The 20,241-nt window shown below is 66.0% G+C and carries 20 protein-coding genes, 1 pseudogene and 1 riboswitch; of the genes and pseudogenes, 12 read left to right on the forward strand and 9 right to left on the reverse strand.

Annotation, left to right across the window (positions count from 1 at the left end; all coding sequences use genetic code 11):
* Window positions 1-71: 71 nt before the first annotated feature.
* From AC5RVB_RS05025 to AC5RVB_RS05035, 3 genes are all read right to left on the reverse strand, one after another.
* Window positions 72-413 (reverse strand): protealysin inhibitor emfourin, encoded by a 342-nt coding sequence (locus tag AC5RVB_RS05025; protein WP_494142126.1) that lies wholly within the window; start codon window positions 411-413, stop codon window positions 72-74.
* Window positions 410-1,477, reverse strand: coding sequence for a M4 family metallopeptidase (locus tag AC5RVB_RS05030; RefSeq protein ID WP_494142127.1), 1,068 nt, complete (start codon window positions 1,475-1,477; stop codon window positions 410-412). Before AC5RVB_RS05030 ends, AC5RVB_RS05025 begins: the two co-directional genes overlap by 4 nt.
* A 131-nt stretch (window positions 1,478-1,608) precedes the next feature.
* Window positions 1,609-2,109: an SseB family protein gene (locus tag AC5RVB_RS05035; protein ID WP_227902653.1), complete on the reverse strand. Its 501-nt coding sequence runs from the start codon at window positions 2,107-2,109 to the stop codon at window positions 1,609-1,611.
* Window positions 2,110-2,178: 69 nt separating this feature from the next.
* On the opposite strand from AC5RVB_RS05035, the gene AC5RVB_RS05040 reads away from it, so the two are divergent.
* Both AC5RVB_RS05040 and dcd read left to right on the forward strand, forming a co-directional pair.
* A complete protein-coding gene (locus AC5RVB_RS05040; RefSeq protein WP_227902651.1) occupies window positions 2,179-3,033 on the forward strand; it encodes a tryptophan 2,3-dioxygenase in 855 nt (284 codons plus the stop codon).
* A gap of 22 nt (window positions 3,034-3,055) precedes the next feature.
* Entirely contained in the window at window positions 3,056-3,685 is a 630-nt protein-coding gene (gene dcd, locus AC5RVB_RS05045; RefSeq protein WP_227902649.1) for a dCTP deaminase, read from the forward strand.
* Here dcd and AC5RVB_RS05050 read toward each other — a convergent pair.
* Window positions 3,682-5,076 (reverse strand): MFS transporter, encoded by a 1,395-nt coding sequence (locus AC5RVB_RS05050; RefSeq protein ID WP_227902648.1) that lies wholly within the window; start codon window positions 5,074-5,076, stop codon window positions 3,682-3,684. The genes dcd and AC5RVB_RS05050 overlap by 4 nt on opposite strands.
* A 212-nt stretch (window positions 5,077-5,288) precedes the next feature.
* Between AC5RVB_RS05050 and AC5RVB_RS05055 the strand changes: the two genes are divergently transcribed.
* From AC5RVB_RS05055 to mnhG, 6 genes and pseudogenes are all read left to right on the forward strand, one after another.
* A complete protein-coding gene (locus AC5RVB_RS05055) occupies window positions 5,289-8,330 on the forward strand; it encodes a Na+/H+ antiporter subunit A (RefSeq protein WP_227902645.1) in 3,042 nt (1,013 codons plus the stop codon).
* Window positions 8,327-8,815 carry a Na(+)/H(+) antiporter subunit C gene (locus tag AC5RVB_RS05060; RefSeq protein ID WP_227902642.1) on the forward strand — a complete coding sequence of 163 codons (489 nt, stop codon included), beginning with the start codon at window positions 8,327-8,329 and terminating at the stop codon, window positions 8,813-8,815. Before AC5RVB_RS05055 ends, AC5RVB_RS05060 begins: the two co-directional genes overlap by 4 nt.
* Window positions 8,812-10,422 (forward strand): Na+/H+ antiporter subunit D, encoded by a 1,611-nt coding sequence (locus AC5RVB_RS05065; RefSeq protein WP_227902639.1) that lies wholly within the window; start codon window positions 8,812-8,814, stop codon window positions 10,420-10,422. Before AC5RVB_RS05060 ends, AC5RVB_RS05065 begins: the two co-directional genes overlap by 4 nt.
* A 14-nt stretch (window positions 10,423-10,436) precedes the next feature.
* Window positions 10,437-11,015 (forward strand): Na+/H+ antiporter subunit E, encoded by a 579-nt coding sequence (locus AC5RVB_RS05070; protein WP_227902636.1) that lies wholly within the window; start codon window positions 10,437-10,439, stop codon window positions 11,013-11,015.
* A complete protein-coding gene (locus AC5RVB_RS05075) occupies window positions 11,015-11,272 on the forward strand; it encodes an MrpF/PhaF family protein (RefSeq protein ID WP_423723626.1) in 258 nt (85 codons plus the stop codon). The genes AC5RVB_RS05070 and AC5RVB_RS05075 overlap by 1 nt, the downstream gene beginning before the upstream one ends.
* A 3-nt stretch (window positions 11,273-11,275) precedes the next feature.
* Window positions 11,276-11,644 (forward strand): annotated as a pseudogene (gene mnhG / locus AC5RVB_RS05080) (monovalent cation/H(+) antiporter subunit G); the annotation flags it as partial.
* Between the two features lie 221 nt (window positions 11,645-11,865).
* On the opposite strand, the gene AC5RVB_RS05085 reads toward mnhG, so the two are convergent.
* A complete protein-coding gene (locus tag AC5RVB_RS05085) occupies window positions 11,866-12,129 on the reverse strand; it encodes a DUF4235 domain-containing protein (protein WP_227902630.1) in 264 nt (87 codons plus the stop codon).
* 109 nt (window positions 12,130-12,238) lie between these two features.
* Window positions 12,239-12,372: riboswitch (TPP riboswitch) on the forward strand.
* Between the two features lie 179 nt (window positions 12,373-12,551).
* Here AC5RVB_RS05085 and AC5RVB_RS05090 point away from each other — a divergent pair.
* From AC5RVB_RS05090 to AC5RVB_RS05100, 3 genes are read left to right on the forward strand one after another with little or no spacing between them, the layout of a single operon-like run.
* A complete protein-coding gene (locus AC5RVB_RS05090; protein WP_227928669.1) occupies window positions 12,552-13,106 on the forward strand; it encodes an ECF transporter S component in 555 nt (184 codons plus the stop codon).
* Between the two features lie 2 nt (window positions 13,107-13,108).
* Window positions 13,109-14,725, forward strand: a complete 1,617-nt coding sequence (locus AC5RVB_RS05095) for an ABC transporter ATP-binding protein (RefSeq protein WP_494142128.1) — start codon at window positions 13,109-13,111, stop codon at window positions 14,723-14,725.
* Window positions 14,722-15,543 (forward strand): energy-coupling factor transporter transmembrane component T family protein, encoded by an 822-nt coding sequence (locus AC5RVB_RS05100; RefSeq protein WP_494142129.1) that lies wholly within the window; start codon window positions 14,722-14,724, stop codon window positions 15,541-15,543. Before AC5RVB_RS05095 ends, AC5RVB_RS05100 begins: the two co-directional genes overlap by 4 nt.
* Before the next feature lie 31 nt (window positions 15,544-15,574).
* On the opposite strand, the gene AC5RVB_RS05105 is transcribed toward AC5RVB_RS05100, so the two are convergent.
* Window positions 15,575-16,450, reverse strand: coding sequence for an aminodeoxychorismate lyase (locus AC5RVB_RS05105; protein ID WP_227928533.1), 876 nt, complete (start codon window positions 16,448-16,450; stop codon window positions 15,575-15,577).
* An 84-nt stretch (window positions 16,451-16,534) separates the two neighbouring features.
* On the opposite strand from AC5RVB_RS05105, the gene cls reads away from it, so the two are divergent.
* A complete protein-coding gene (gene cls, locus AC5RVB_RS05110) occupies window positions 16,535-18,010 on the forward strand; it encodes a cardiolipin synthase (RefSeq protein ID WP_227928534.1) in 1,476 nt (491 codons plus the stop codon).
* 24 nt (window positions 18,011-18,034) lie between these two features.
* Here the strand turns inward: cls and AC5RVB_RS05115 are convergent, their stop codons facing one another.
* From AC5RVB_RS05115 to AC5RVB_RS05125, 3 genes are read right to left on the reverse strand one after another with little or no spacing between them, the layout of a single operon-like run.
* Window positions 18,035-18,643 (reverse strand): nucleoside/nucleotide kinase family protein, encoded by a 609-nt coding sequence (locus AC5RVB_RS05115; protein ID WP_494142130.1) that lies wholly within the window; start codon window positions 18,641-18,643, stop codon window positions 18,035-18,037.
* Window positions 18,633-19,169: a low molecular weight protein-tyrosine-phosphatase gene (locus AC5RVB_RS05120; RefSeq protein WP_494142131.1), complete on the reverse strand. Its 537-nt coding sequence runs from the start codon at window positions 19,167-19,169 to the stop codon at window positions 18,633-18,635. Before AC5RVB_RS05120 ends, AC5RVB_RS05115 begins: the two co-directional genes overlap by 11 nt.
* Window positions 19,170-19,219: 50 nt before the next feature.
* Window positions 19,220-20,023, reverse strand: a complete 804-nt coding sequence (locus tag AC5RVB_RS05125; protein WP_494142132.1) for a methyltransferase domain-containing protein — start codon at window positions 20,021-20,023, stop codon at window positions 19,220-19,222.
* Window positions 20,024-20,241: the final 218 nt, after the last annotated feature.

The raw sequence follows: 20,241 nt of genomic DNA on the forward strand, positions 1-20,241 counted from the left end.
GCGGGCGGTTGCCGAACTTACGCGCCGGGCTGATCCGTTTACGCGTTGGGCGGAGCGGCCCGCCCGGTCACTTACCCCTTATTCCCGCCGGTGTCCGGGCCGGCACGGTGTGTGTTTCCTTCGGGGGAGGCGTCAGAAGGCTCCTCCGCCGCAGCCGCGTCAACGGGTGCCCCGCTGCGGGCACGTTCCACAAGCTCGCGCCACCGGCCTTTGACCTGGCGCTCGGGAATGGTCACCGCTGCGGGACCGACGGAAATCTCGTAGGTAAAGCGGTCCGGTTCGTCATCCGCAGTCTCCGGCGGCTCGCTCAGGAGGGGCAGCCACTGGTCCCGTGCTTCCTCGGGGCTGACCTGTGTGCTCCACTCACGCTGCATTCCCGCGAAGCCGCCGCTGCGCACTACTACCAGTCTCATACCATGACGTTAACCTCTTTCCATGCGGACTGAACAGCAGAACTTTCCTCGGTTCCCGCTCCGTAGCGTTTTTCGGCGGCCGTCAGGGTGGCAGCCGCGAAGACTGCGAACGTGGCGTCGGCCGGGAAATTGGGCTCGGTAATGGTGTCGTACCAGATCTGTCCTGCGCGTTCCCAGGCATACCCGCCCAGTGCGGCTGCGACCAGGTAGAAGGCGCGGTTGGGGATGCCCGAGTTGATGTGCACGCCGCCGTTGTCCGCTGCCGTGCGGACGTAGTCGTCCATGGATCCGGGCTGCGGGTCCTTGCCCAGCACGTCGTCGTCGTACGCCGTTCCGGGTGCTTTGAGTGAGCGCAGGGCCTGCCCGCCCACATGGTCGGTGAACAGGCCCTCGCCCACCAGCCAGCTCGCCTGGCCGGCTTCCTGGCCCAGCAGCTTCTGCTCCACCAGTACGCCGAAGACATCGGCGATGGACTCGTTCAGGGCACCTGACTGGTCCCGGTATTCCAGTTGCGCGGTGTACTGGATGAATCCATGTGCAAGTTCATGGCCGATTACGGTGAGGGATTTGCTGAAGCGCTCAAAGACCTCGCCGTCGCCGTCCCCGAGGACCATGCGGGACCCGTCCCAGAAGGCATTGTCGTAGTCGCGGCCGTAGTGCACCGTGGCTTCCAGCGTCCGCCCGGCGCCGTCCACAGAGGAGCGGCCGTAGGCATCGCTGAACAGGTGGTACGTGGCACCGAGCCCCTCATACGTTTCGTCGACCGCGGCGTCTCCGGTTGCGGGCTGCCCCTCGGACCGCACCGGGGTGCCGGGCAGCTCCTCCTGGCCAAGGGCATCCGAGACGATGCGTCGCAGAGTGGGAGTGAACGCGGTCCCCGTGCTGCGGGACGGGGGCGGGTGCGGCAGGGACCGGGCCGCTTCGACGGTTCCGAGGGTGGTCAGGGTGCGACGCGCGGCGGCGGCTGCTGCAGCCCGGCCCGGGTCTTCCGCGGCGGCGAGACGGGTCAGCAGATACGGCGGAACGATGGAACAGATTGAATGTGTCACGCGTGAGTTGGTCATTTGTCAGCCCTCCTGGTGAGGATCACCAGCGTAGGCCCCGTCACTGACACTTCAAGGGCTGAGACCGCAAAATGCCATCAAATGGCCATAACGCAACCCAACCTGCCCGATTCGGTCCTTATCGGGGTGGATTAGCCGTCCGTCCCGGGGCGTTCCGGACGCACTGAATTTTCCTGTGCCGCCTGCTCGGCAGCCTGGTCATAGGCGGCGGTCAGCGACGCCACCACGTCCGGGCCGATCTCCATGCCGACGTCGTGCCCGGGGTTCAGTGCCATGCCGTAGCCGGGTGCGATGCTGCGGATGGTGGCCTCGCCGGTAGCCTTGACGACCACCGGTGCCGCCTCGCGCAGCTGCTGGGGGATCCGGTCTGCAGTGGAGAACACGGCGGCCACGGAATACTCGGAATCGGGGGCCTTGAGCACCAGTGCCTGGAAGGAGGAGGAATCGTCCTCCTTTGCCAGCCGGCCCACGCTGAGCAGCTCGGACGTCCAGATCACGGACATGACCTCACGGTTGGAGAGGCGTCCCTCGCGGCCGGCTTTGACGGCTTCCTCGAGGGCTGCGCCTGGGGCGGGTGCGTCCTCGTTGGCCAGCGGCATTGCGGGGACGTCGGGAGTATTGTCCGGTTCCATCTGGGACTCCTTGGAAAGATCGGGGTCAAAACCCCAAGTCTGGCATACCCAGCGGATACCGTGGTGGGCATGGAAGCCAACGAGAACACCCGCAGCCTTGAAGCTGGTATTGAACGGGATTTCAGCGACAAGATGAGCTACGGGTCCTACCTTGCACTGGATGAACTGCTTTCTGCGCAGCATCCGGTCAGCCGGCCCGAGCACCACGACGAGATGCTGTTCATCATCCAGCACCAGACCTCGGAGCTGTGGTTGAAGCTGGTCCTGCATGAGCTGCTGGCCGTGCGGTCCCGGCTGCAGGAGGATGACCTTCGTTCAGCAATGAAGGGGATTGCCCGGATCAAGCACATCCAGCGCTCGCTGACCGAGCAGTGGTCCGTACTGGCAACCCTGACCCCCTCCGAATATGCGCAGTTCCGCGGAGATCTCGGGGCTTCCAGCGGGTTCCAGTCCTACCAGTACCGTGCCGTGGAGTTCCTGCTGGGGAACAAGAACGAGTCAATGATCGCAGTATTCTCCGCTGACCCGCAGGCGCAGGCACTGCTGTCGGGGCTGCTGGGGGAGACCAGTATCTATGACGAGTTCATCCGGTATCTGCACCGCCGCGGCTACGCGGTGGACGCTGCCCTGCTTCAGCGGGATGTGCGCAAGGCCCATGTCTACGACCAGTCGCTGCTGGAGGTCTACAAATACGTCTATGAGAACCACGAGGCGAACTGGGATGTTTATGAGGCCTGCGAGGAGCTGGTGGACCTGGAGGACAATTTCCAGCTGTGGCGTTTCCGACACCTCAAGACCGTGGAACGCACTATCGGCATGAAGCGCGGCACCGGCGGTTCCAGCGGTGCGGGCTTCCTCCGGCGGGCACTGGACCTCACGTTCTTCCCGGAGCTTTATGCCGTCCGTACGGAGATCGGGCGCTAGGGGTATGCGCTATTTTTGAAGAGTGCTGATATCTGATCGTGACATCCGAGCCGAGATTGCCGAAAACCGGATCGCCCTGGACCCGTATGACCCCGCAATGGTCCAGCCTTCCAGCGTCGATGTGCGCATCGACCGGTTCTTCCGGCTCTTCGATAACCACAAATACGCCCACATTGATCCGTCGCAGGACCAGTCGGAGCTGACCCGCCTTGTGGAGGTGGAACCGGACGAGCCGTTCATCCTCCACCCCGGCGAGTTTGTGCTGGGTTCGACCTACGAACAGGTCACGCTGCCGGACGATATCGCCGCACGGCTGGAGGGGAAATCCTCGCTGGGCCGGTTGGGGCTGCTGACGCACTCCACCGCAGGCTTTATCGACCCGGGCTTCTCGGGGCATGTCACCCTGGAGCTGTCGAACATGGCCACGCTGCCGATCAAGCTCTGGCCCGGGTCGAAGATCGGCCAGCTGTGCTTCTTCCGGCTGAGCTCGCCGGCGGAGTTTGCCTACGGTTCGGGGCAGTACGGCAACCGGTACCAGGGCCAGCGTGGTCCGACGGCGTCGCGCAGCCACCTGAACTTCCACCGCACCAATGTGGCCGACGACGCCGCGGTCAGCGCCGCCGGCCAGACGGAAGTCCGCGCTTCCTCCTAGCGGTTGCCTTTATGCCGGGCGCCGTCGGAGCCCTTGCCGGGGTGTCCGACGGCGGCCGGGGAGCGCACCGGCAGCAGCACGAGCAGGCCGGCCAGCAGCACGGCAATAATGCCGATGATTCCGTAGCGCTGCGCGCCGAAGATCACGATGCAGGCGGAGAACAGCGTGGGTGCCAGGAAGCTGACGGCACGGCCGGTGGTTGCATAGAGGCCGAAGAGTTCGCCTTCCTCACCCTCCGGGGCAAGCCGGGCAAGGAACGCCCGCGACGCTGACTGCGCAGGCCCCACAAACAGGCAGAGCAGCAGGCCGAAGATCCAGAAGGTCGTGTCCCCTGTCCACTGCAGGCCAAGCATGTCCTGGTCGCCCGGTCCCAGCACCACGACGGCGGTGCCGGCCAGGATAAGTCCGATCAGCGAGCCCACAATAACGGCCTTCGGGCCGGCACGGTCGTCCAGGAATCCGCCGATCACGGATCCCACTGCTGCCACCACATTGCCGAAGATGGCGAACATAATCACCTCGGACAGTTCCCATCCGAAGGTGCCGGCCGCGATGACTCCGCCGAAAGTGAACACTGCGGCCAGTCCGTCACGGAAGACGGCGCTGGCGAGCAGGAAGTAGATGGTGTGGGGGCTGCTTTTGAGCAGGGACCGGATGCGCTTGAAGAGCAGTTTGTAGGAGGCAATGATACCCAGCCGGGCCACTGCTTCCTGGCGCGGCACCTCGGGGACCGCGAACATCAGCGGCAGGGCGAAAAGCAGGAACCAGACGGCTGAGAACAGGGCCACGGACCGCAGGTTCAGTCCGTCTTCGGATGTGACACCGAACCAGCCGACGTCGGGCTGGACAAAGCCCACCAGAACCAGTGCCAGGGCGGCGATGCCGCCCACATAACCCATGGCCCAGCCGAGCCCGCTGATTCTGCCCACGGATGCCGGGGTGGAGATCTGGCGGAGCATGGCGTTGTAGTTCACGCCCGCAAATTCGAAGAACAGGTTTGCGAGGGCAATGAGCGTCACGCCGAGGATCAGGTAATTGGGGGAGGGGAGGACAAACCAGCACCCGGCCATCAGGGCGCAGGTGAGCAGCGTGTTGATGGTCAGCCATTTGCGGCGCCGGCCGCCGGCGTCGGAGCGCTGTCCGGTAACGGGGGCAAACAGGGCGACGGCCACACCGGCGATAGCCAGGGCGGCGCCGAGCACTGCCGAGTTCTCGTCCGTATCGCCAAAGGAGGAGGAGGTGAGGTAGACGGTGAACACAAAGGTGGTCATCACCGCGTTGAAGGCAGCGGATCCCCAGTCCCAGGAGGCCCAGGCGAGCACCTGCTTCCAGCGTGCCGGTTGCGGGGAGGGCGCCGCCACCGCGGGCTCCTTGTGTGTGCTGAGACTCATGCGCAGAGCCTAACCGCAACCGGGGTTTTCCCGTGTATTCCACGCCGCCGCGCGGATGTGTGCCCCCGGGTGCGGAAGAGCCCGAATAGGAAGTGGCGTCTATGCCATGGGTAGAATGTATAGACCGACCTTGACCGCCCCTTGATAAGTACAGCCTGATAACTACAGCTCTGTAACGCTGCAACATCGACAAGAGAGTCCGGGAGATCATCGTGCTATTTGTGCTCACCGTTCTGTTTACGGTGGCACTGGTTGCGCCCTTATTGTTCCGGAAGGTGGGCCGGTCGGCGTTCTACGTTCTTGCGGCCTTCCCTGCCGCCGCCTTCATCTGGCTGGTGGCCACCTTCCCCCGGTACACAGGTGCTGACCAGACGCTTGCCTCGGGTGCCCCGAACGCACCCCCGTCAGTCACTATTCCGTGGATCCCTGACCTCAGGGTAGAGCTGGCGTTCAGGATGGACACGCTTTCCGCGGTTCTTTCCATCCTTATCCTCGGCGTTGGCGCGCTGGTCCTGTTCTACTGCGCCCGGTATTTCCGGCCCAATGATCCGAAGATGGGTTCCTTTGGCGCGCAGCTGCTGGCTTTCGCAGCGACGATGTTCGGCCTTGTTACGGCAGATGACCTCATCCTGCTGTTCATCTTCTGGGAACTGACCACCATCCTGTCCTACCTGCTGATCGGCTACGCGGCGCACCGCCTGTCAGCGCGCCGCGCGGCACTGCAGGCACTGATCGTGACGACCTTCGGCGGGCTGACGATGCTGGTGGGCATGATCATGCTCGGCTCGGCGGCACAGACCTACCGGATTTCCGAGATCCTGGCGCAGGCCCCGGAGCTGGTCTCCCAGGGCACGCTCGTCAACGTGGCCATCGCACTGATGCTGGTGGGTGCCGTTTCGAAGTCCGCGCTGGTGCCGTTCCACTTCTGGCTGCCGGCCGCCATGGCCGCACCTACCCCGGTCAGTGCGTACCTGCACGCCGCCGCCATGGTTAAAGCCGGTATCTACCTGATTGCCCGGCTGGCCCCCGGCTTCTCCGAGACCCTGCTGTGGCACCCGATCGTGCTGATCCTGGGCCTGCTCACCATGCTGCTGGGGGGCTGGCGCGCGCTGAGGCAGTTCGACATCAAACTGATCCTTGCTTACGGGACTGTGAGCCAGCTCGGTTTCCTGACCCTGGTGGTGGGCCTGGGCAACCGTGAAGCGGCGGTGGCCGGAATGGGCCTGCTGCTTGCCCACGGGTTCTTCAAGGCCACCCTGTTCCTGGTGGTGGGAATCATTGACCATCAGGCCGGAACGCGTGACATCCGCAAACTCTCCGGCATCTTCCGCGCTGCGCCGAAACTGGCGGTGGTTGCCGTCATCGGCGCCGCCTCCATGGCAGGCATCCCGCCGTTCCTGGGCTTCGTGGCGAAGGAATCCGTGTACGAGACCTACGTGCACTATGGCGAGGAGCAAGGCACCTTCGCGGGCTGGATCCTGCTGGCCGGCGTCGTTATCGGTTCCGTCCTTACCTTCGCCTACAGTGCGCGCTTCATCTGGGGTGCCTTCGCCACCAAGGGCGGATGCGCACCTACCCCGTTCAAAGCGGTTTCCTGGTCCTTCCTCGCCGCGCCGGCCATCCTCGCCGCGGCCACCGTGGTTTTTGGTCTCTGGCCGGGACCGCTGGATACCGCGATTGCCTCCTACGCCGACCTGTTCCCGGCTGACGGCCCGCCCACGCACCTGGCCCTCTGGCACGGGCTGACGCCGGCCCTCGGGCTGACCGGACTGACCATTGCTGCCGGCGTTGCACTGTTCCTGCTGCGCCGGAACGTGGAGTCCTTCCAGCGGGACATTGCCTTCCCGCTGGACGCGGAGCGTTCCTACCGCGGCACCATCGGCGTGCTCGACGACGTCGCCGTCTGGGTCACCGGACGCACCCAGCGAGGCTCGCTGTCCTTCTACCTCTTCGTCATCCTGTCCATGGCGATTGTGACGCCGCTGTCGGCGCTGCTGGTTCGTGCCGCACCCATGCCGCAGGATTTCCGGCTGTACGACAATCCCCTTCAGGCCGTGATCGGCGCAGCAGTGATCCTCGGCGCCGTTGCCGCCGCCCGGGCCAGCAAACGCTTCCTCGCCGTGCTGATGGTCTCCGTCAGCGGATACGGCATTGCGCTGATCTTCGCGCTGCAGGGGGCCCCGGACCTGGCCCTCACCCAGATGCTGGTCGAAACCATTGTGCTGGTGGCCTTTGTGCTGGCCCTGCGGTCCCTGCCGGCACGCCTGTGGAAGCGCGAACCGAAGCGGCACCGGCTGCTGCGGGCCGTCCTGGGTATTGCCTTCGGTGCCAGCATGGTGATTTTCGCGATGACCGCCATGGCGTCCCGGGTGGCCACGCCCATCTCCCTGGACTTCCCCAAGCTGGCCTACGAAATCGGTGGCGGGAACAACATTGTTAACGTCACGCTGGTAGACATCCGCGCCTGGGACACCTTCGGGGAGATCTCCGTGCTGGCCATTGCCGCCACCGGGCTGGCCTCCCTGATCTTTGTCCGCGGCCGCGGCGACAAGCGGCGCCGGGCTGAAGGGGTTGCCAGCGGCTCGGTGGACCGCGGCCGGGAGCACTTTGCCTCCACGGGCCGGCGCCAGGCCACCCTGGCTCTGGCCCGCAAGTTCTCCAACGTTGGCCGCGAGGCCTGGCTGGTGGCAGGCCGGACGCTTGCCCCGGAACGGCGCTCCATCATCTTCGAGGTGATCACGCGGCTGCTGTTCCACTCCGTCATCATCTTCTCGGTCTACTTGCTTATCGCGGGCCACAATGCCCCCGGTGGCGGATTCGCGGGCGGCCTGATGGCAGGGCTCGCCCTGACCATCCGCTACCTGGCCGGCGGCCGGTTCGAGTTGGCGGAAGCCAGCCCCGTCAGCGCCGGAACCCTGCTCGGCGGTGGCCTCGGCCTCGCCGCCCTGTCCGCCGCAGCGCCGCTGTTCTTCGGCGGACAGGTCCTGCAAAGCGCCATCATCAAGTTCACCTGGCCGATTTTCGGGGAGGTCAAGTTCGTCACCTCCACGATCTTCGACATCGGCGTCTACCTCATTGTGGTGGGACTCGTGCTGGACGTCCTGCGCAGCCTGGGCTCGGAGATCGACGAGCGCAGCGAAGGTGACAGGGATGACGAGGACACCATAGTGGAGGAACCCCAGATCATTAGTGCGGACGAAAACGCCGGCGACACCACCGGAACACGGGCCGGCGAAGAGGAGGTGGCACGGTGACGGTCAACCTCACCCTCCTTCTGGTCATGGGCGCCCTCTACGCAGCCGGGATCTACCTGCTGCTGGAACGCAGCCTTACCCGCGTGGTGCTGGGCCTGACCATGCTGACCAATGCCACCAACATCCTGCTGCTGGCGACCGGTGGTCCGGCGGGGCTGGCCCCCATGTTCAACAAGGATCTGCCGGCGGACGCCTACAATGATCCGCTGCCCCAGGCCTTTATCCTCACCTCGATTGTCATTTCCTTCTCGGTGACTGCCTTCATGCTTGGCATCATCTACCGGTCCTGGGTGCTGGGCCGCCAGGACGAGGTCCAGGACGATATTGAGGACCGCCGCGTGGCCAGCCAGAGCAGTTTTGACGCCGAGGATGACGCGGACGTCCCCGAGGACACCACGGAATTCACTCCGCCGGACGAGGCGGAAGAGGCCGCAGGCTCGCAACGGGGAAACACAACAACGAACGGACCGGAGGTGAACCGATGAACACAGCAAGCCTTGCCCCACTGGCCGTGGTGCTGCCGTTCTTCGGCGCAGCCCTGGCCTTCATCCTGATCCGGCACCAGCGCTCCCAGCGGGTGGTCAGTGTCAGCATCCTGGCTGTGACCCTGGTGCTGGAAGTGATCCTGCTGCTCTCCGTCTGGAACACCGGCGCGGTGGCCGTAAACCTCGGCGGCTGGCTGCCACCGTTCGGCATCACCATGGTGGTGGACCAGTTCTCGGCACTGATGCTCGTAGTCTCCTCCGCGATCAGCCTGGCCGTCCTGATTTACGCCGCGGGCCAGGGCATGGCCGACGGCGACGAAGACGGACCCATCTCGATCTTCCACCCGACGTACCTGATTCTGGTGGCCGGCGTTTCCAATGCCTTCCTTGCCGGTGACCTGTTCAACCTGTACGTCGGATTCGAAATCCTGCTCACCGCCAGTTATGTCCTGATGACCCTGGGCGGAACAACTCCGCGGATCCGGGCCGGCGTGACCTACGTGGTGGTCAGTGTTGTCTCCTCGCTGCTCTTCCTGATTGCCATTGCCATGATTTACGCGTCCACCGGGACGGTGAACATGGCGGACCTTGCACTGAAGCTGGGCGAGCTGGATCCCGCCACACAGATGATGCTCCATCTGATGCTGCTGGTGGCCTTCGGCATCAAGGCGGCGGTCTTCCCGCTCTCCTTCTGGCTGCCGGACTCCTATCCCACCGCGCCGGCCCCGGTGACCGCCGTGTTCGCCGGGCTGCTGACCAAAGTAGGGGTCTACGCCATGGTCCGCACCGAAACCCTGCTGTTCCCGGGGGACCGGATCAACACGCTGCTGATGGTGGTGGCGGGCCTGACCATGCTGGTGGGCATCCTCGGTGCACTGGCGCAAACGGACATCAAACGTATGCTCTCCTTCACCCTGGTCAGCCACATCGGCTACATGGTGTTCGGTCTGGCGGTCGCTTCGGTTGTTGGCATCGGGTCCGCCGTGTTCTACGTGGTCCACCACATCACCGTGCAGACCTCGCTGTTCCTGGTCACCGGCCTGATTGAACGGCGCGGTGGCACGGCCAACATGGACCGCCTGGGCGGACTCGCCAAGCTCTCACCGCTGCTGGCCGTGCTGTACTTCATCCCGGCCATCAACCTCGCCGGCATCCCGCCGTTCTCCGGCTTCCTCGGCAAGCTTGGCCTGATGCAGGCCGGCGTTGAGCTGGGCACCCCGCTGGCCTATCTGCTGGTGGCTGCCGGTGCCGCAACGAGCCTGCTGACGCTGCTGGTGATGGCACGGGTCTGGAACCGGGCATTCTGGCGGACCCCCGAGGACGCGGTCCACCCGGACCCGATCCTGCTGGCTACCGGCCCGGACGGATCACGGCTGCGGAACTCGGAAGACGTCAGCGAGATCACCAGCGGCCGGTTCTCCTCCCGCGATTCCGTGGACCTGCTGCCGCGGACCATGGTGTACCCCACCGTCGGACTCGTGGCGCTTGGAGTGTCGCTGACCGTCCTCGCCGGACCGCTGTTCTCGCTCAGCGACAATGCGGCCCGGGACCTGCTGGACCGCACGCCCTATATCGAAGCAGTGCTGGGAGAGGGGGCCGCAGAATGACGAAGGAAGCGCCCATGCGCAACCGCGCCCGCGTTCCGCTCCTGAAGGAACTGCCGCTGCTGATCTGGCTGGTGTTCCTGTGGGGCGCGTTGTGGCAGGACTTCAGTGCCGGAAACCTGATCTTCGGGGCGGTGATCGCCTTTATCGTGGCGAACATCTTCTACCTGCCGCCGGTTGAGCTCAGCGGACGGTTCAACCCGCTGTACGCGCTGGTCTTTGCCGGCCGTTTCTTCTACAAACTCGTGCATGCCAGTTTCCACGTGTTCTGGCTTGCGCTGGTCCGCGGGCCGCGGATCCGCAACGGGGTGATCGGGGTGAAGCTGCGCAGCCGCTCCGACCTGCTGGTCACCGCCACCGGCCACGCCCTGTCGCTGATCCCGGGCTCGCTGATTGTCGACGTCGACCGCTCCACATCCACGCTGTACCTGCACGCACTGGACGTTTCCACCCCGGAACAGGCAGAGAAAGCGCGTACCGAGGTGCTCAATGCCGAGGCGTGGCTGATCCGCACAATGGGCACCAAGAAGGAACTCGAAGCACTGCGTGCCGAGACGGCAGAGGCGCGGCAGCGCAAGATCGGAGGACAGGCATGATGACCGCAGCAGTGGTGGCCGTGAGCCTCATGCTGGCCGTGGCCGGTGCAGGAGCCATTTACCGCATCGCCAAGGGTCCCTCGATCCTGGACCGTGTGCTGGCGGCTGACGTTCTGCTGGCCATAGTCGGCGCAGCCCTAGCCACCGACATGATTGTTTACCGCAACCTTGATTACCTGGCGCTGCTGGTGGCCATTTCACTGGTCGGCTTTATCGGCTCCGTAACCGTTGCCCGCTTTGTCACGGACAGGAGGTAGGCAATGGAAGAGACCGTGTATGACGTGATTGTCGCCGTGCTGATGCTCGGCGGTGCCCTGATGTCCCTGGCTGCGGCCATCGGCCTGATGCGCTTCCCGGACCTGCTGAGCCGGATGCACGCTGCGTCCAAGCCGCAGGTGCTGGGCCTGCTGCTGTTCCTGCTGGCCATGGCCGTGGAATTCCGCAGCTGGAAACTCCTACCGGTCCTCGCCGTCGCCTGGATCTTTATGCTCCTGACCGCACCTGTATCCGCCCACATGGTGGGCCGGGCAGGCTACCGGACCAAGCACCTGCGCCCGGAACTGCTGGTGATCGACGAGCTTGACGACGTCGTCGAACGCGCCCAGCGGCTGCTGAAAGAGGCGGAGGAGGAGCAGGCTCTTGAAAATGACGAGGATGACCCGCTGGTGGATGACGATCCGGACGGGACCGCCGCCGAAGCGGACATGTACACCGGAGAGCTCGACGACGATGAACTGTTGCGGGCCCGCGACGGCGCAGCTGCGGGCGACTTAACCACAGACGCCCAGCGCCCGGGGAAAAACCCCGAGGGCTGAGCGCCGCGGTTCCGCCGGCCTGGCGGCAAACCGGGTTAGACGACTTCCGGCGTCTTCTTGTAACGCTGGATGGCACGCTGTGTACCGCGGTTGGTGAGCACCCGGATGACGGAGCTGACCGCACCGGAGACAAGGGCAAACGCCACGGCCGAACGCAGGCTGTTTTCCAGGCTTCCTTCGGCATCCTTGGGCGGCTCGTTGCCCGTGGCCTTGGTCCAGATGAAATCAAGTGCCTTGGCGGCGACGATTCCGGACAGAATGCTGGCGCCGGTTCCCAGCAGTTTGAGGATCAGGTTCATGAGTAACTCCTAGCTTCGGGCGATTTCCCTAACCCTACGGTACCGGTGGAACACGCGGATCTGCTGATGCCTGTGTAGATCCGGAGCCCGTGTGTAGAGTGGAACCGCAAACATACGACAGGGGAGCGCCGTCCCGCAGCAGGTCCAACGGATCTGGGTGACGGGCGCTGAGAGTGCGGACATCCGCAGACCCTCGAACCTGATCCGGTTAGTACCGGCGAAGGGAGTCGAGAGCTCAGGGAATCTTCCCGCAACGGGCCGGCAGCCGCCGGTGCGGGCGGGAAGCTGTGCCGGTATACCGGCCGTCCCTCCCCTCCTGATTCACAGGAGGATATCCATTGAAAGACCGTTATTCAGCAGCGGCACCGTCCGCCAACCAGCTCCCCCCGGCACGCCCTGCCGCGTCCAACCGTCGCTGGCGGGTGGTGGACATTGTTGTGGCCTCCGTCCTCGCCGTGGCGGTAGGCGTTATTTTCTGGGCATGGTCCCTCGGCTATGCCGGGGTCAGCGCACTGACGGCGGCGTTTCCGCCGCTGGCCGGACTTTATACCGGCGGCTGGCTGATTGCCGGGGTGCTTGGCGCGCTGATCATCCGCAAACCGGGCGCGGCGATTTACTGTGAAATGCTGGCCGCAGCCGTCTCCGGTGTATTGGGCACGCAGTTCGGCCTCTCCGTGCTGCTCTCCGGTTTTATCCAGGGACTGGGTGCCGAACTCGTGTTCCTGATCTTCCTTTACCGTCGGTTCACGCTGCCCGTGGCGCTGCTGGCGGGCCTCGGCTCCGGTGTGTTCCTGGGACTGAGTGAAAACATCCTTTACAACCTGGAATGGGCAGCGCAGTGGCAGCTGCTCTACGTCATCCTGACTGCGGTCTCGGGTGCGGTGATTGCCGGCGGACTCTCCTGGCTCGCGGTGCGGGCGCTGGCCAGGACGGGTGCGTTGGCCCCCTTCGCGTCGGGACAGACCGGAAAGGCGTAGCCGTGCTGTTTGGCAGAAAAGCCGGACGGAGCCGGGCTGCCCTTCGCAGCCCTGCGCCGTCCGGTTCCCCTGCGCCGTCCGGTTCCCGGGCCCGGCCGGCCGCTGTCACTGCCCGCGGCTGGGGCTGGCGGCATGGCGGCCGCAACGCCTCGGCGGTGTCCGGACTGGACCTGACCATTTCCCCCGGCGAACGGGTGCTGCTGCTTGGTGCTTCCGGTGCGGGGAAATCCACTGTCCTGCACGCCCTGGCAGGGGTTCTCGGACCGGATACCGGCGGCGTGGAGCACGGCACGCTCGCGGTGGACGGCGCGCATCCGTCCGATCCTGCCTCCCGTGGCCGGACCGGACTGGTCCTGCAGGACCCGGACAGCCAGACCGTGCTGTCCCGGGTGGGGGATGAGGTGGCTTTCGGGGCGGAAAACCTGGCCGTGCCCGCCGGGGAGATCTGGCCGCGCGTGCGTGCGGCGCTGGCCGACGTCGGTTTGGAGGTGCCGCTGGAAAGCTCGACGGCGGCCCTGTCCGGCGGACAGAAGCAGCGCCTTGCCCTGGCCTCGGTGATGGCCATGGAACCGGGACTGCTGCTTCTGGACGAGCCCACGGCCAACCTTGACCCCGCGGGCGTTGTGGAGATCCGCGACGCCGTAGGCCGGGTACTGGACCGCACCGGGGCCACACTCATTGTGGTGGAACACCGGGTCCAGGTGTGGGCCGAGCTGGTGGACCGCGTGGTGGTGCTGGCCGCAGGTGGCGGGGTTTTGGCGGACGGCCCGCCCGGCCAGGTGCTGGGTGATCCCGGGCACCGCGAAACCCTTGCCGCGGCCGGCATCTGGCTGCCCGGGACCGCGCCGGAGATACCGGAGGACTCGGGGGCCTCCTGGCATCCCGGCCGTGGTGACGGAAGCCTGCTGCTTTCAGCGCGCGGGCTGGCAGTGAGCCGGACGAATACCGGGCCGCCCGTGCTCACCGGGGCGGATCTGAGCCTGGCGGCCGGCACCGCGGTAGGGATCACCGGGCCCAACGGCGCGGGAAAATCCACCCTGGCCCTGACACTGGGCGGCCTGCTCCGGCCGCATACCGGCACGCTCGAGGCGGCAGCGGAGCTGGCCGGCGCCGCCCGGCGCGAACCTTTCCGCTGGAAATCAGGGGAACTGGTGGAACGGATCGGAACGGTATTCCAGGAACCGGAGCACCAGTTCCTTACGGCCACTGTGCTGGATGAACTGGCGTTCGGTCCGCGGCGCGTAGGCAGGGAAACCGACGGGAAAACGCTGGACCGGGTGCATGAACTGGCGCAGCGCCTGCGGCTGGACCACCTGCTGCAGGCAAACCCCTTCACGCTTTCGGGCGGGGAGAAACGCCGGCTGTCGGTGGCCACCATGCTCGCCACCGCGCCGCGGATCCTGTTGCTGGATGAACCGACGTTCGGGCAGGATGCCCGCACCTGGGCCGAGCTGGTGGCGCTGCTGCGTGGTCAGCTGGCACAGGGACAGTGCGTGGTCTCCGTGACGCATGATGCTGAGTTCGTCCAGGCACTCGCGTCCCGGACGCTGCGCGTGGCGGACGGCGCTGTGACCGAGCTTCCTTCGACACCGGCTGCCGCAGTGCAGGTGAACCCGTGAGCGGGGTGCAGGTACGGCCGGACGGCACCGCCGCGGCACCCGCACGGCCGGGCGGCAGCTTGCTGAAACGCGCAAATCCGCTGTCCAAACTGGCCTCCGCGTTGCTGCTGACCCTGGCTGTCCTCGTCACCGTGGACTGGGTAAGTTCCACCGTGGTCCTGGCGGCCGAGCTTGCCCTGCTGCCGCTGCTGCACATCCGGATCGCCACCCTGATCCGGAGGACCTGGCCCCTGCTGGTGGCCGCGCTCATCGGCGCGTGGGGTACGGCCCTGCTGGCGGAAAAGACCGGCACGGTGCTGTTGGAGGCCGGCCCGCTGGTCTTCACTTCCGGGTCCGTGGCCGCCGGAATAGCGATCGGACTGCGCGGCCTGGCCATTGCCCTGCCCGGTATTTACCTGCTGACCACCACGGATCCCACGGACCTGGCGGATGCGCTGGCGCAAAAGCTGAAGCTGCCGCACCGCTTTGTCCTGGGAGCCCTGGCAGCGATGCGGCTGGTGGGGTTGCTGGTGGAGGAGTGGCGCACGCTCGGACTCGCCCGGCATGCCCGCGGGGCCGGACCGGATACCGGTGCCGCCGCCCGGCTCAAGGGTTTCGGCGGGCAGTCGGTGGCCCTGCTGGTCCAGGCCATCCGCCGTGCCACCCGTCTGGCCGTGGCCATGGAGGCCCGCGGATTCGGGGCAGCGGAACGGACCTGGGCTAGGTCTTCCACATTCAGCGGGGTGGATGCGGCGGTTTTCGGTGCCGGCCTGGCCGTGTCAGCGGGAGCTGTCGCGGCCGCCGTGGCGGCAGGGACCTTCAATTTCATCCTGACCTAGCGCCGCGGAGCCGGGACGCCGGCGGACGCGGCTACAGTGCTGCGTCCGCCAGTTTCACCAGTTCGGCGTTCAGTGTTTCGGAGAAGGGCAGCCCGCGTCCGTCGATGGAACGGACCGGCACCAGCATCCGGATGCTGGAAGCCAGCCAGACGCCGTCGGCCTGGAACAGGTCCTCGGGGACCAGCGGACCGTAGCCCAGCTCCCAGCCGGCAGCCTCAGCCGCCCTGAACAGTGCATCCTGAGTGGTTCCGGCCAGGATGCCGGAGCGGCGCTCGGGCGTGAGCAGCGTCCGCACCCCGTTGCGTTCGGTAGCCAGGACCACCGTGGAGGTTGGACCTTCCAGGACCTTGCCGTCGGAGGACGTGAAGATGGCGTCATCCGCACCGTTGGCCCTGGCATACCGCAAAGCGGCCATGTTTACCGCGTAGGACAGGGTTTTGGCTCCCAGCAGCAGCCATGGCGCCCGGGATGCGGCCAGACTGTCATAGCCGCGGTCCAGCAGCAGCACGCGAATGCCGTCCTTCTGCTGCGCCGCATTGTCCGGTGCGGACGTGACCTGAACCCATGCGGTAGCTTCCCCGGCGCCTTCAACACCCCTGGTGGCCACCAGCTTCACCGCGGCCCGTCCCGTGGGACCCGCATCCCCGGCATGCAGCGCCAACGCGGTGGCAATGGCCCGCTCCCAGGCGGCACGCTCCGGAATCCGCAGGTCCAGCAGGTCCGCGGAGGAACCCAGGCGGTCCAAGTGGGCATCGGGTTTGCGCGGTACGCCGTCCACCGCCAGCAGGGATTCGAAGATCCCGTCGCCGCGCGTGACGCCGAGGTCATTGATCATCAGCGCCGGGACACCGGCGTCGGCCGGGCGTCCGTCAGGGTAGGCAGGATCCAGGAAAACCAGAACAGTCATGCCACCAGCCTAGCCACAAAGACCCGGCCGGGCCGCCGTACAGATAGGCTGTTCACAGGTGCGGCTGCTGGGAGGAGCTTGAGTGTGTACTGGTCTCTGACCGGCCTGGACCCGTCCGGGTGGATAACGGTCGTACTGACCGTGGTGGATTATGCCATCCGGATCATTGCGCTGGGTGTGGTTCCCGGCAACCGCCGCCCCACCACGGCCATGGCCTGGCTGCTGTGTATCTTCTTCCTTCCCATTCCCGGAATCATTCTGTTCTCCCTGTTCGGCAACCACCGGCTTTCCGAACAGCGGGTGCGCCGGCAGGCCGAAATCAACCGTGCCGTCCGAGAAAACACCAAGGAACTGGAAACCGAAGTCAGCACCTATGCCGGGCCTGAATGGGTGCTCAACGCCGCCGAGCTCAACCGCCGGCTGGGCTCCTTCCCCACGCTGGACGGCAACAAGGTGGAACTGCAGCGGGACTACCACGCGTCCATCGAGGAGATGACCCGCGCAGTGGAGAAGGCTGTCCGCTACGTACATGTGGAGTTCTACATCATGGGGTACGACGCCGTGACCCGGGACTTCTTCCATGCACTGAAAGAGGCAGCGGGCCGCGGGGTGACCGTCCGGCTCCTCTTCGACCACATCGGCACGCTGCGGGTCAAGGGCTACCGGAAGCTCCTGAAGGAGCTGCGCAGCAGCGACATCCAGTGGCGGCGGATGCTGCCCATTGAACCTTTCCGCGGACACTGGCGCCGCCCGGACCTGCGCAACCACCGGAAACTGCTGGTGGTGGACGGCGCGGTGGGGTTCACCGGGTCCCAGAACCTGGTGGAGCCGGCCTACCACAAAGCCAAAAACCGCCGTTCCGGACGCAACTGGGTGGAACTGATGGCCCGCGTGGAAGGGCCGGTGGTGGATGAACTCAACGTTGTCTTCGCCACGGACTGGAACGCCGAAACGGATGAGAACCTGGAACGGGAACTGAGCCTGTACGAGTGGACGTTCGATCCCGGTGACGTCACCTGCCAGGTGGTCCCCAGCGGTCCCGGTTTCAGCACGGAAAACAACCTGCGCCTCTTCGCCTCCCTGATCTATTCGGCCTCCGACCGGATCTCCATCACCAGCCCCTACTTCGTCCCCGACGACACCCTGCTGTATGCCGTGACCACGGCTGCCCAGCGCGGAGTGGCCGTGGAACTGTTCGTTTCCGAACAGGGCGACCAGTTCCTGGTGGACCACGCCCAGCGCTCCTACTACGAGGCGCTGCTGGAAGCGGGGGTGCGGATCTACCAGTACCCCAAGCCGCTGGTGCTCCATGCCAAACACTTCACCATCGACAACGAGGTGGCTGTCCTGGGCTCCAGCAACATGGACATGCGGTCTTTCTCCCTGAACCTTGAGGTATCCGTGATGATGTTTGACGGCACCATCGTGGAGCAGATGCGCCGGATCGAGGACACTTACCGTGCCTTGTCCAAGGAACTGCTGCTGGAGAACTGGGTGGGCCGTCCCGTCTGGCAGCGCTACATCGACAACGTTGCCCGCCTGACCGCGACACTGCAGTAACCCTTCCGGGTGTCTGCGCGGACCCTATCCGGCGGCGCCCGCCGGGTCGGCGCCGGACAGCTGTGCCAGCACCTGGCCGAGTGCGGCCGCGGGGTTTGCGCCTGCGCCAACCATCCGCACGGTCAGGGAAGCAGCGGCAGGCACATCATCGGTGGCGGCCCAGCGGCGTTCCTGCGCCGCCCACCGCTCCCAATGCGGGGCATACGTGCTGCCGTCGCGGTCAAGGGCGTACCGCTTGCGGACGGCTTCCTCGCCGTCCACCCACACAACGGTGTCCAGGAGGGCGCGGGCCTCGCGGTGGGCTGCCCCGACGCCTTCGAGAACGACGGCGTCGGCGGGCTCGGTGACCCGCGCGGCGCCGGGCCGGCCGGTATCCCAGTCCCACGCCTGCCAGTGTGCCGGCAGCCCGCGGGAGAGCGGGCGCAGGATGCGCTCCCGGTAATAGGCCATACCGGATTCCAGCCCGTCCCAACCGGGATAAATGTCCTCCAGGTGGAACAGGCGAACGGAGCCGCGGCTGCTGAGGGCAGCGGCCACTTCGGTGGCCAGGGTGGTTTTGCCGGCCCCCGAGAAGCCGTCAACGGCGATGAGCAGGGGGGAAGGGGCTGTGCGTAGCGAAGACTCAGTGCTCATCACGGCTTTCGGGCCGGTGCGCATGCAGGGACGCCACGTAGTCCACTACGCCCGGAACTGCGGCGTCGATCAGCGCGTACGCGGTTTCAAAGTCCTTCCGGTTCCCGTACCAGGGGTCCTCGATACTGAGCCCGGGCGAGGGTTCGGGGCGGCCCGCGGAGGTCTGCAGGGCGGGATCGAAGGCCCGCAGCATCATCACCTTGGCGCGGTCCGCCGCGGTGGGTGCCTGCAGCGAGAGTTCCAGGTAATGCCCGTAGTCCATGGCCAGGATGAGGTCGAGGCTGCTGAACCATTCGGGCTGGAACTCCCGGGCACGGAATGCTGAGATCCCGGCGTCGGGGTAGCCGTGCCGCCGCAGTTCCGCGGCTGCCCGGGTGTCCATGGGCTTGCCTGCTTCCCATCCGGTGAGGCCGGAGGAATCCACGGCCACCCTGGCGCCGGCGCCGGTGAGGGCGCGGTCGAGGGCGAACTGGGCCATGGGGGAGCGGCAGATGTTTCCCGTGCAGACGGTCTGGATGCGGAACATGGCTTAAACCCTACGCACAAACCGCGGGCCCAGCCGGATGGACGTGCGGGCTAGGCGCGCGCCAGCAACTCGCCGCAGGGCATCAGGAACCAGCCGTCCGGCGCCTCCGCCCACGCCTGCCAGCCGGCCGAGATGCGTTCCAGCGCCGCCTGATCCGCCAAACCGCGTTCCAGCGCCTGTTCGGCGAACGCGGACTGAAGGACCCGCTCGGACCAGGAACCGGCATGCCACGCACGCTGTTCCGGTGTGGCGTAAAGCCAGTTGGAGGAGGACGGGGTGATGTCGGTGAACCCGGCCTCCAGCGCCCAGGAGAGCAGGTGCCGGCCGGCATCGGGTTCGGCCTGGTTGCCGCGGGCAATCTGCTGGTAGGTCTGCATCCATTCCGTCAGGGCGGGCGAGGCGGGATACCAGCTCATGCCGTGGAAATCGGCGTCTCGCACTGCCACCAGGCCGCCCGGTTTGGTGACCCGGCGCATTTCGCGCAGGGCTGCCACCGGGTCCATCAGGTGCTGCAGCACCTGGTGGGCATGAACCACGTCAAAGGTTTCATCCGGGAAGTCCAGGTCATACACGTTTCCGGCCGTAAAGGTGGTGTTCTGCAATCCCCGTTCGGCAGCCAGGGTGCGGGCCTGTGTCAGCACGTCTTCGGACTGGTCCAGGCCCGTCACGGGTCCCGGAGCGGTGAATGCCGCGAAATCCGCGGTGATGCTTCCCGGCCCGCAGCCGACGTCGAGCACGCTCATGCCCGGCTGGAGTTCGGGCAGCAGGTACGCGGCGCAGTCCTTCGCGGTGCGGACCGCGTGGGCAGCAACCACGCTGCGGTGATGGCCGTGGGAGTACGTTTCGGGACCCATAGCAGGACCTTACCGCCCGCGCCGGACGGCCGGTATGCAGGCGTCATACCGTGTCACGCAAGACCCCCGGGCGAAGTTGAGTGCGGAAGGCTCAAGTTTGTTGACAAAGAATCAGGGCTGAGTAGAGTTGAGTCCAGAACGCTCAATTGCACTGCCGCGATGTCGGAAGGGGCTCCCCGCCTGGGGTCCGGTCCGCTGACGTCACGGAAGATGCGGGT

Source organism: Arthrobacter sp. Y3225209 (assembly GCF_059090685.1).

Excerpts from the sequence above, each read along its gene's own strand:
- AC5RVB_RS05115 (WP_494142130.1), bottom strand. The coding sequence starts at position 18,643 with ATGAGCACTGAGTCTTCGCTACGCACAGCCCCTTCCCCCCTGCTCATC.
- AC5RVB_RS05040 (WP_227902651.1), top strand. The coding sequence starts at position 2,179 with ATGGAAGCCAACGAGAACACCCGCAGCCTTGAAGCTGGTATTGAACGG.
- AC5RVB_RS05065 (WP_227902639.1), top strand. The coding sequence starts at position 8,812 with ATGAACACAGCAAGCCTTGCCCCACTGGCCGTGGTGCTGCCGTTCTTC.
- AC5RVB_RS05105 (WP_227928533.1), bottom strand. The coding sequence starts at position 16,450 with ATGACTGTTCTGGTTTTCCTGGATCCTGCCTACCCTGACGGACGCCCG.
- AC5RVB_RS05030 (WP_494142127.1), bottom strand. The coding sequence starts at position 1,477 with ATGACCAACTCACGCGTGACACATTCAATCTGTTCCATCGTTCCGCCG.
- AC5RVB_RS05085 (WP_227902630.1), bottom strand. The coding sequence starts at position 12,129 with ATGAACCTGATCCTCAAACTGCTGGGAACCGGCGCCAGCATTCTGTCC.
- AC5RVB_RS05120 (WP_494142131.1), bottom strand. The coding sequence starts at position 19,169 with ATGTTCCGCATCCAGACCGTCTGCACGGGAAACATCTGCCGCTCCCCC.
- AC5RVB_RS05035 (WP_227902653.1), bottom strand. The coding sequence starts at position 2,109 with ATGGAACCGGACAATACTCCCGACGTCCCCGCAATGCCGCTGGCCAAC.
- AC5RVB_RS05075 (WP_423723626.1), top strand. The coding sequence starts at position 11,015 with ATGACCGCAGCAGTGGTGGCCGTGAGCCTCATGCTGGCCGTGGCCGGT.
- AC5RVB_RS05025 (WP_494142126.1), bottom strand. The coding sequence starts at position 413 with ATGAGACTGGTAGTAGTGCGCAGCGGCGGCTTCGCGGGAATGCAGCGT.
- AC5RVB_RS05070 (WP_227902636.1), top strand. The coding sequence starts at position 10,437 with ATGCGCAACCGCGCCCGCGTTCCGCTCCTGAAGGAACTGCCGCTGCTG.
- AC5RVB_RS05125 (WP_494142132.1), bottom strand. The coding sequence starts at position 20,023 with ATGGGTCCCGAAACGTACTCCCACGGCCATCACCGCAGCGTGGTTGCT.
- AC5RVB_RS05050 (WP_227902648.1), bottom strand. The coding sequence starts at position 5,076 with ATGAGTCTCAGCACACACAAGGAGCCCGCGGTGGCGGCGCCCTCCCCG.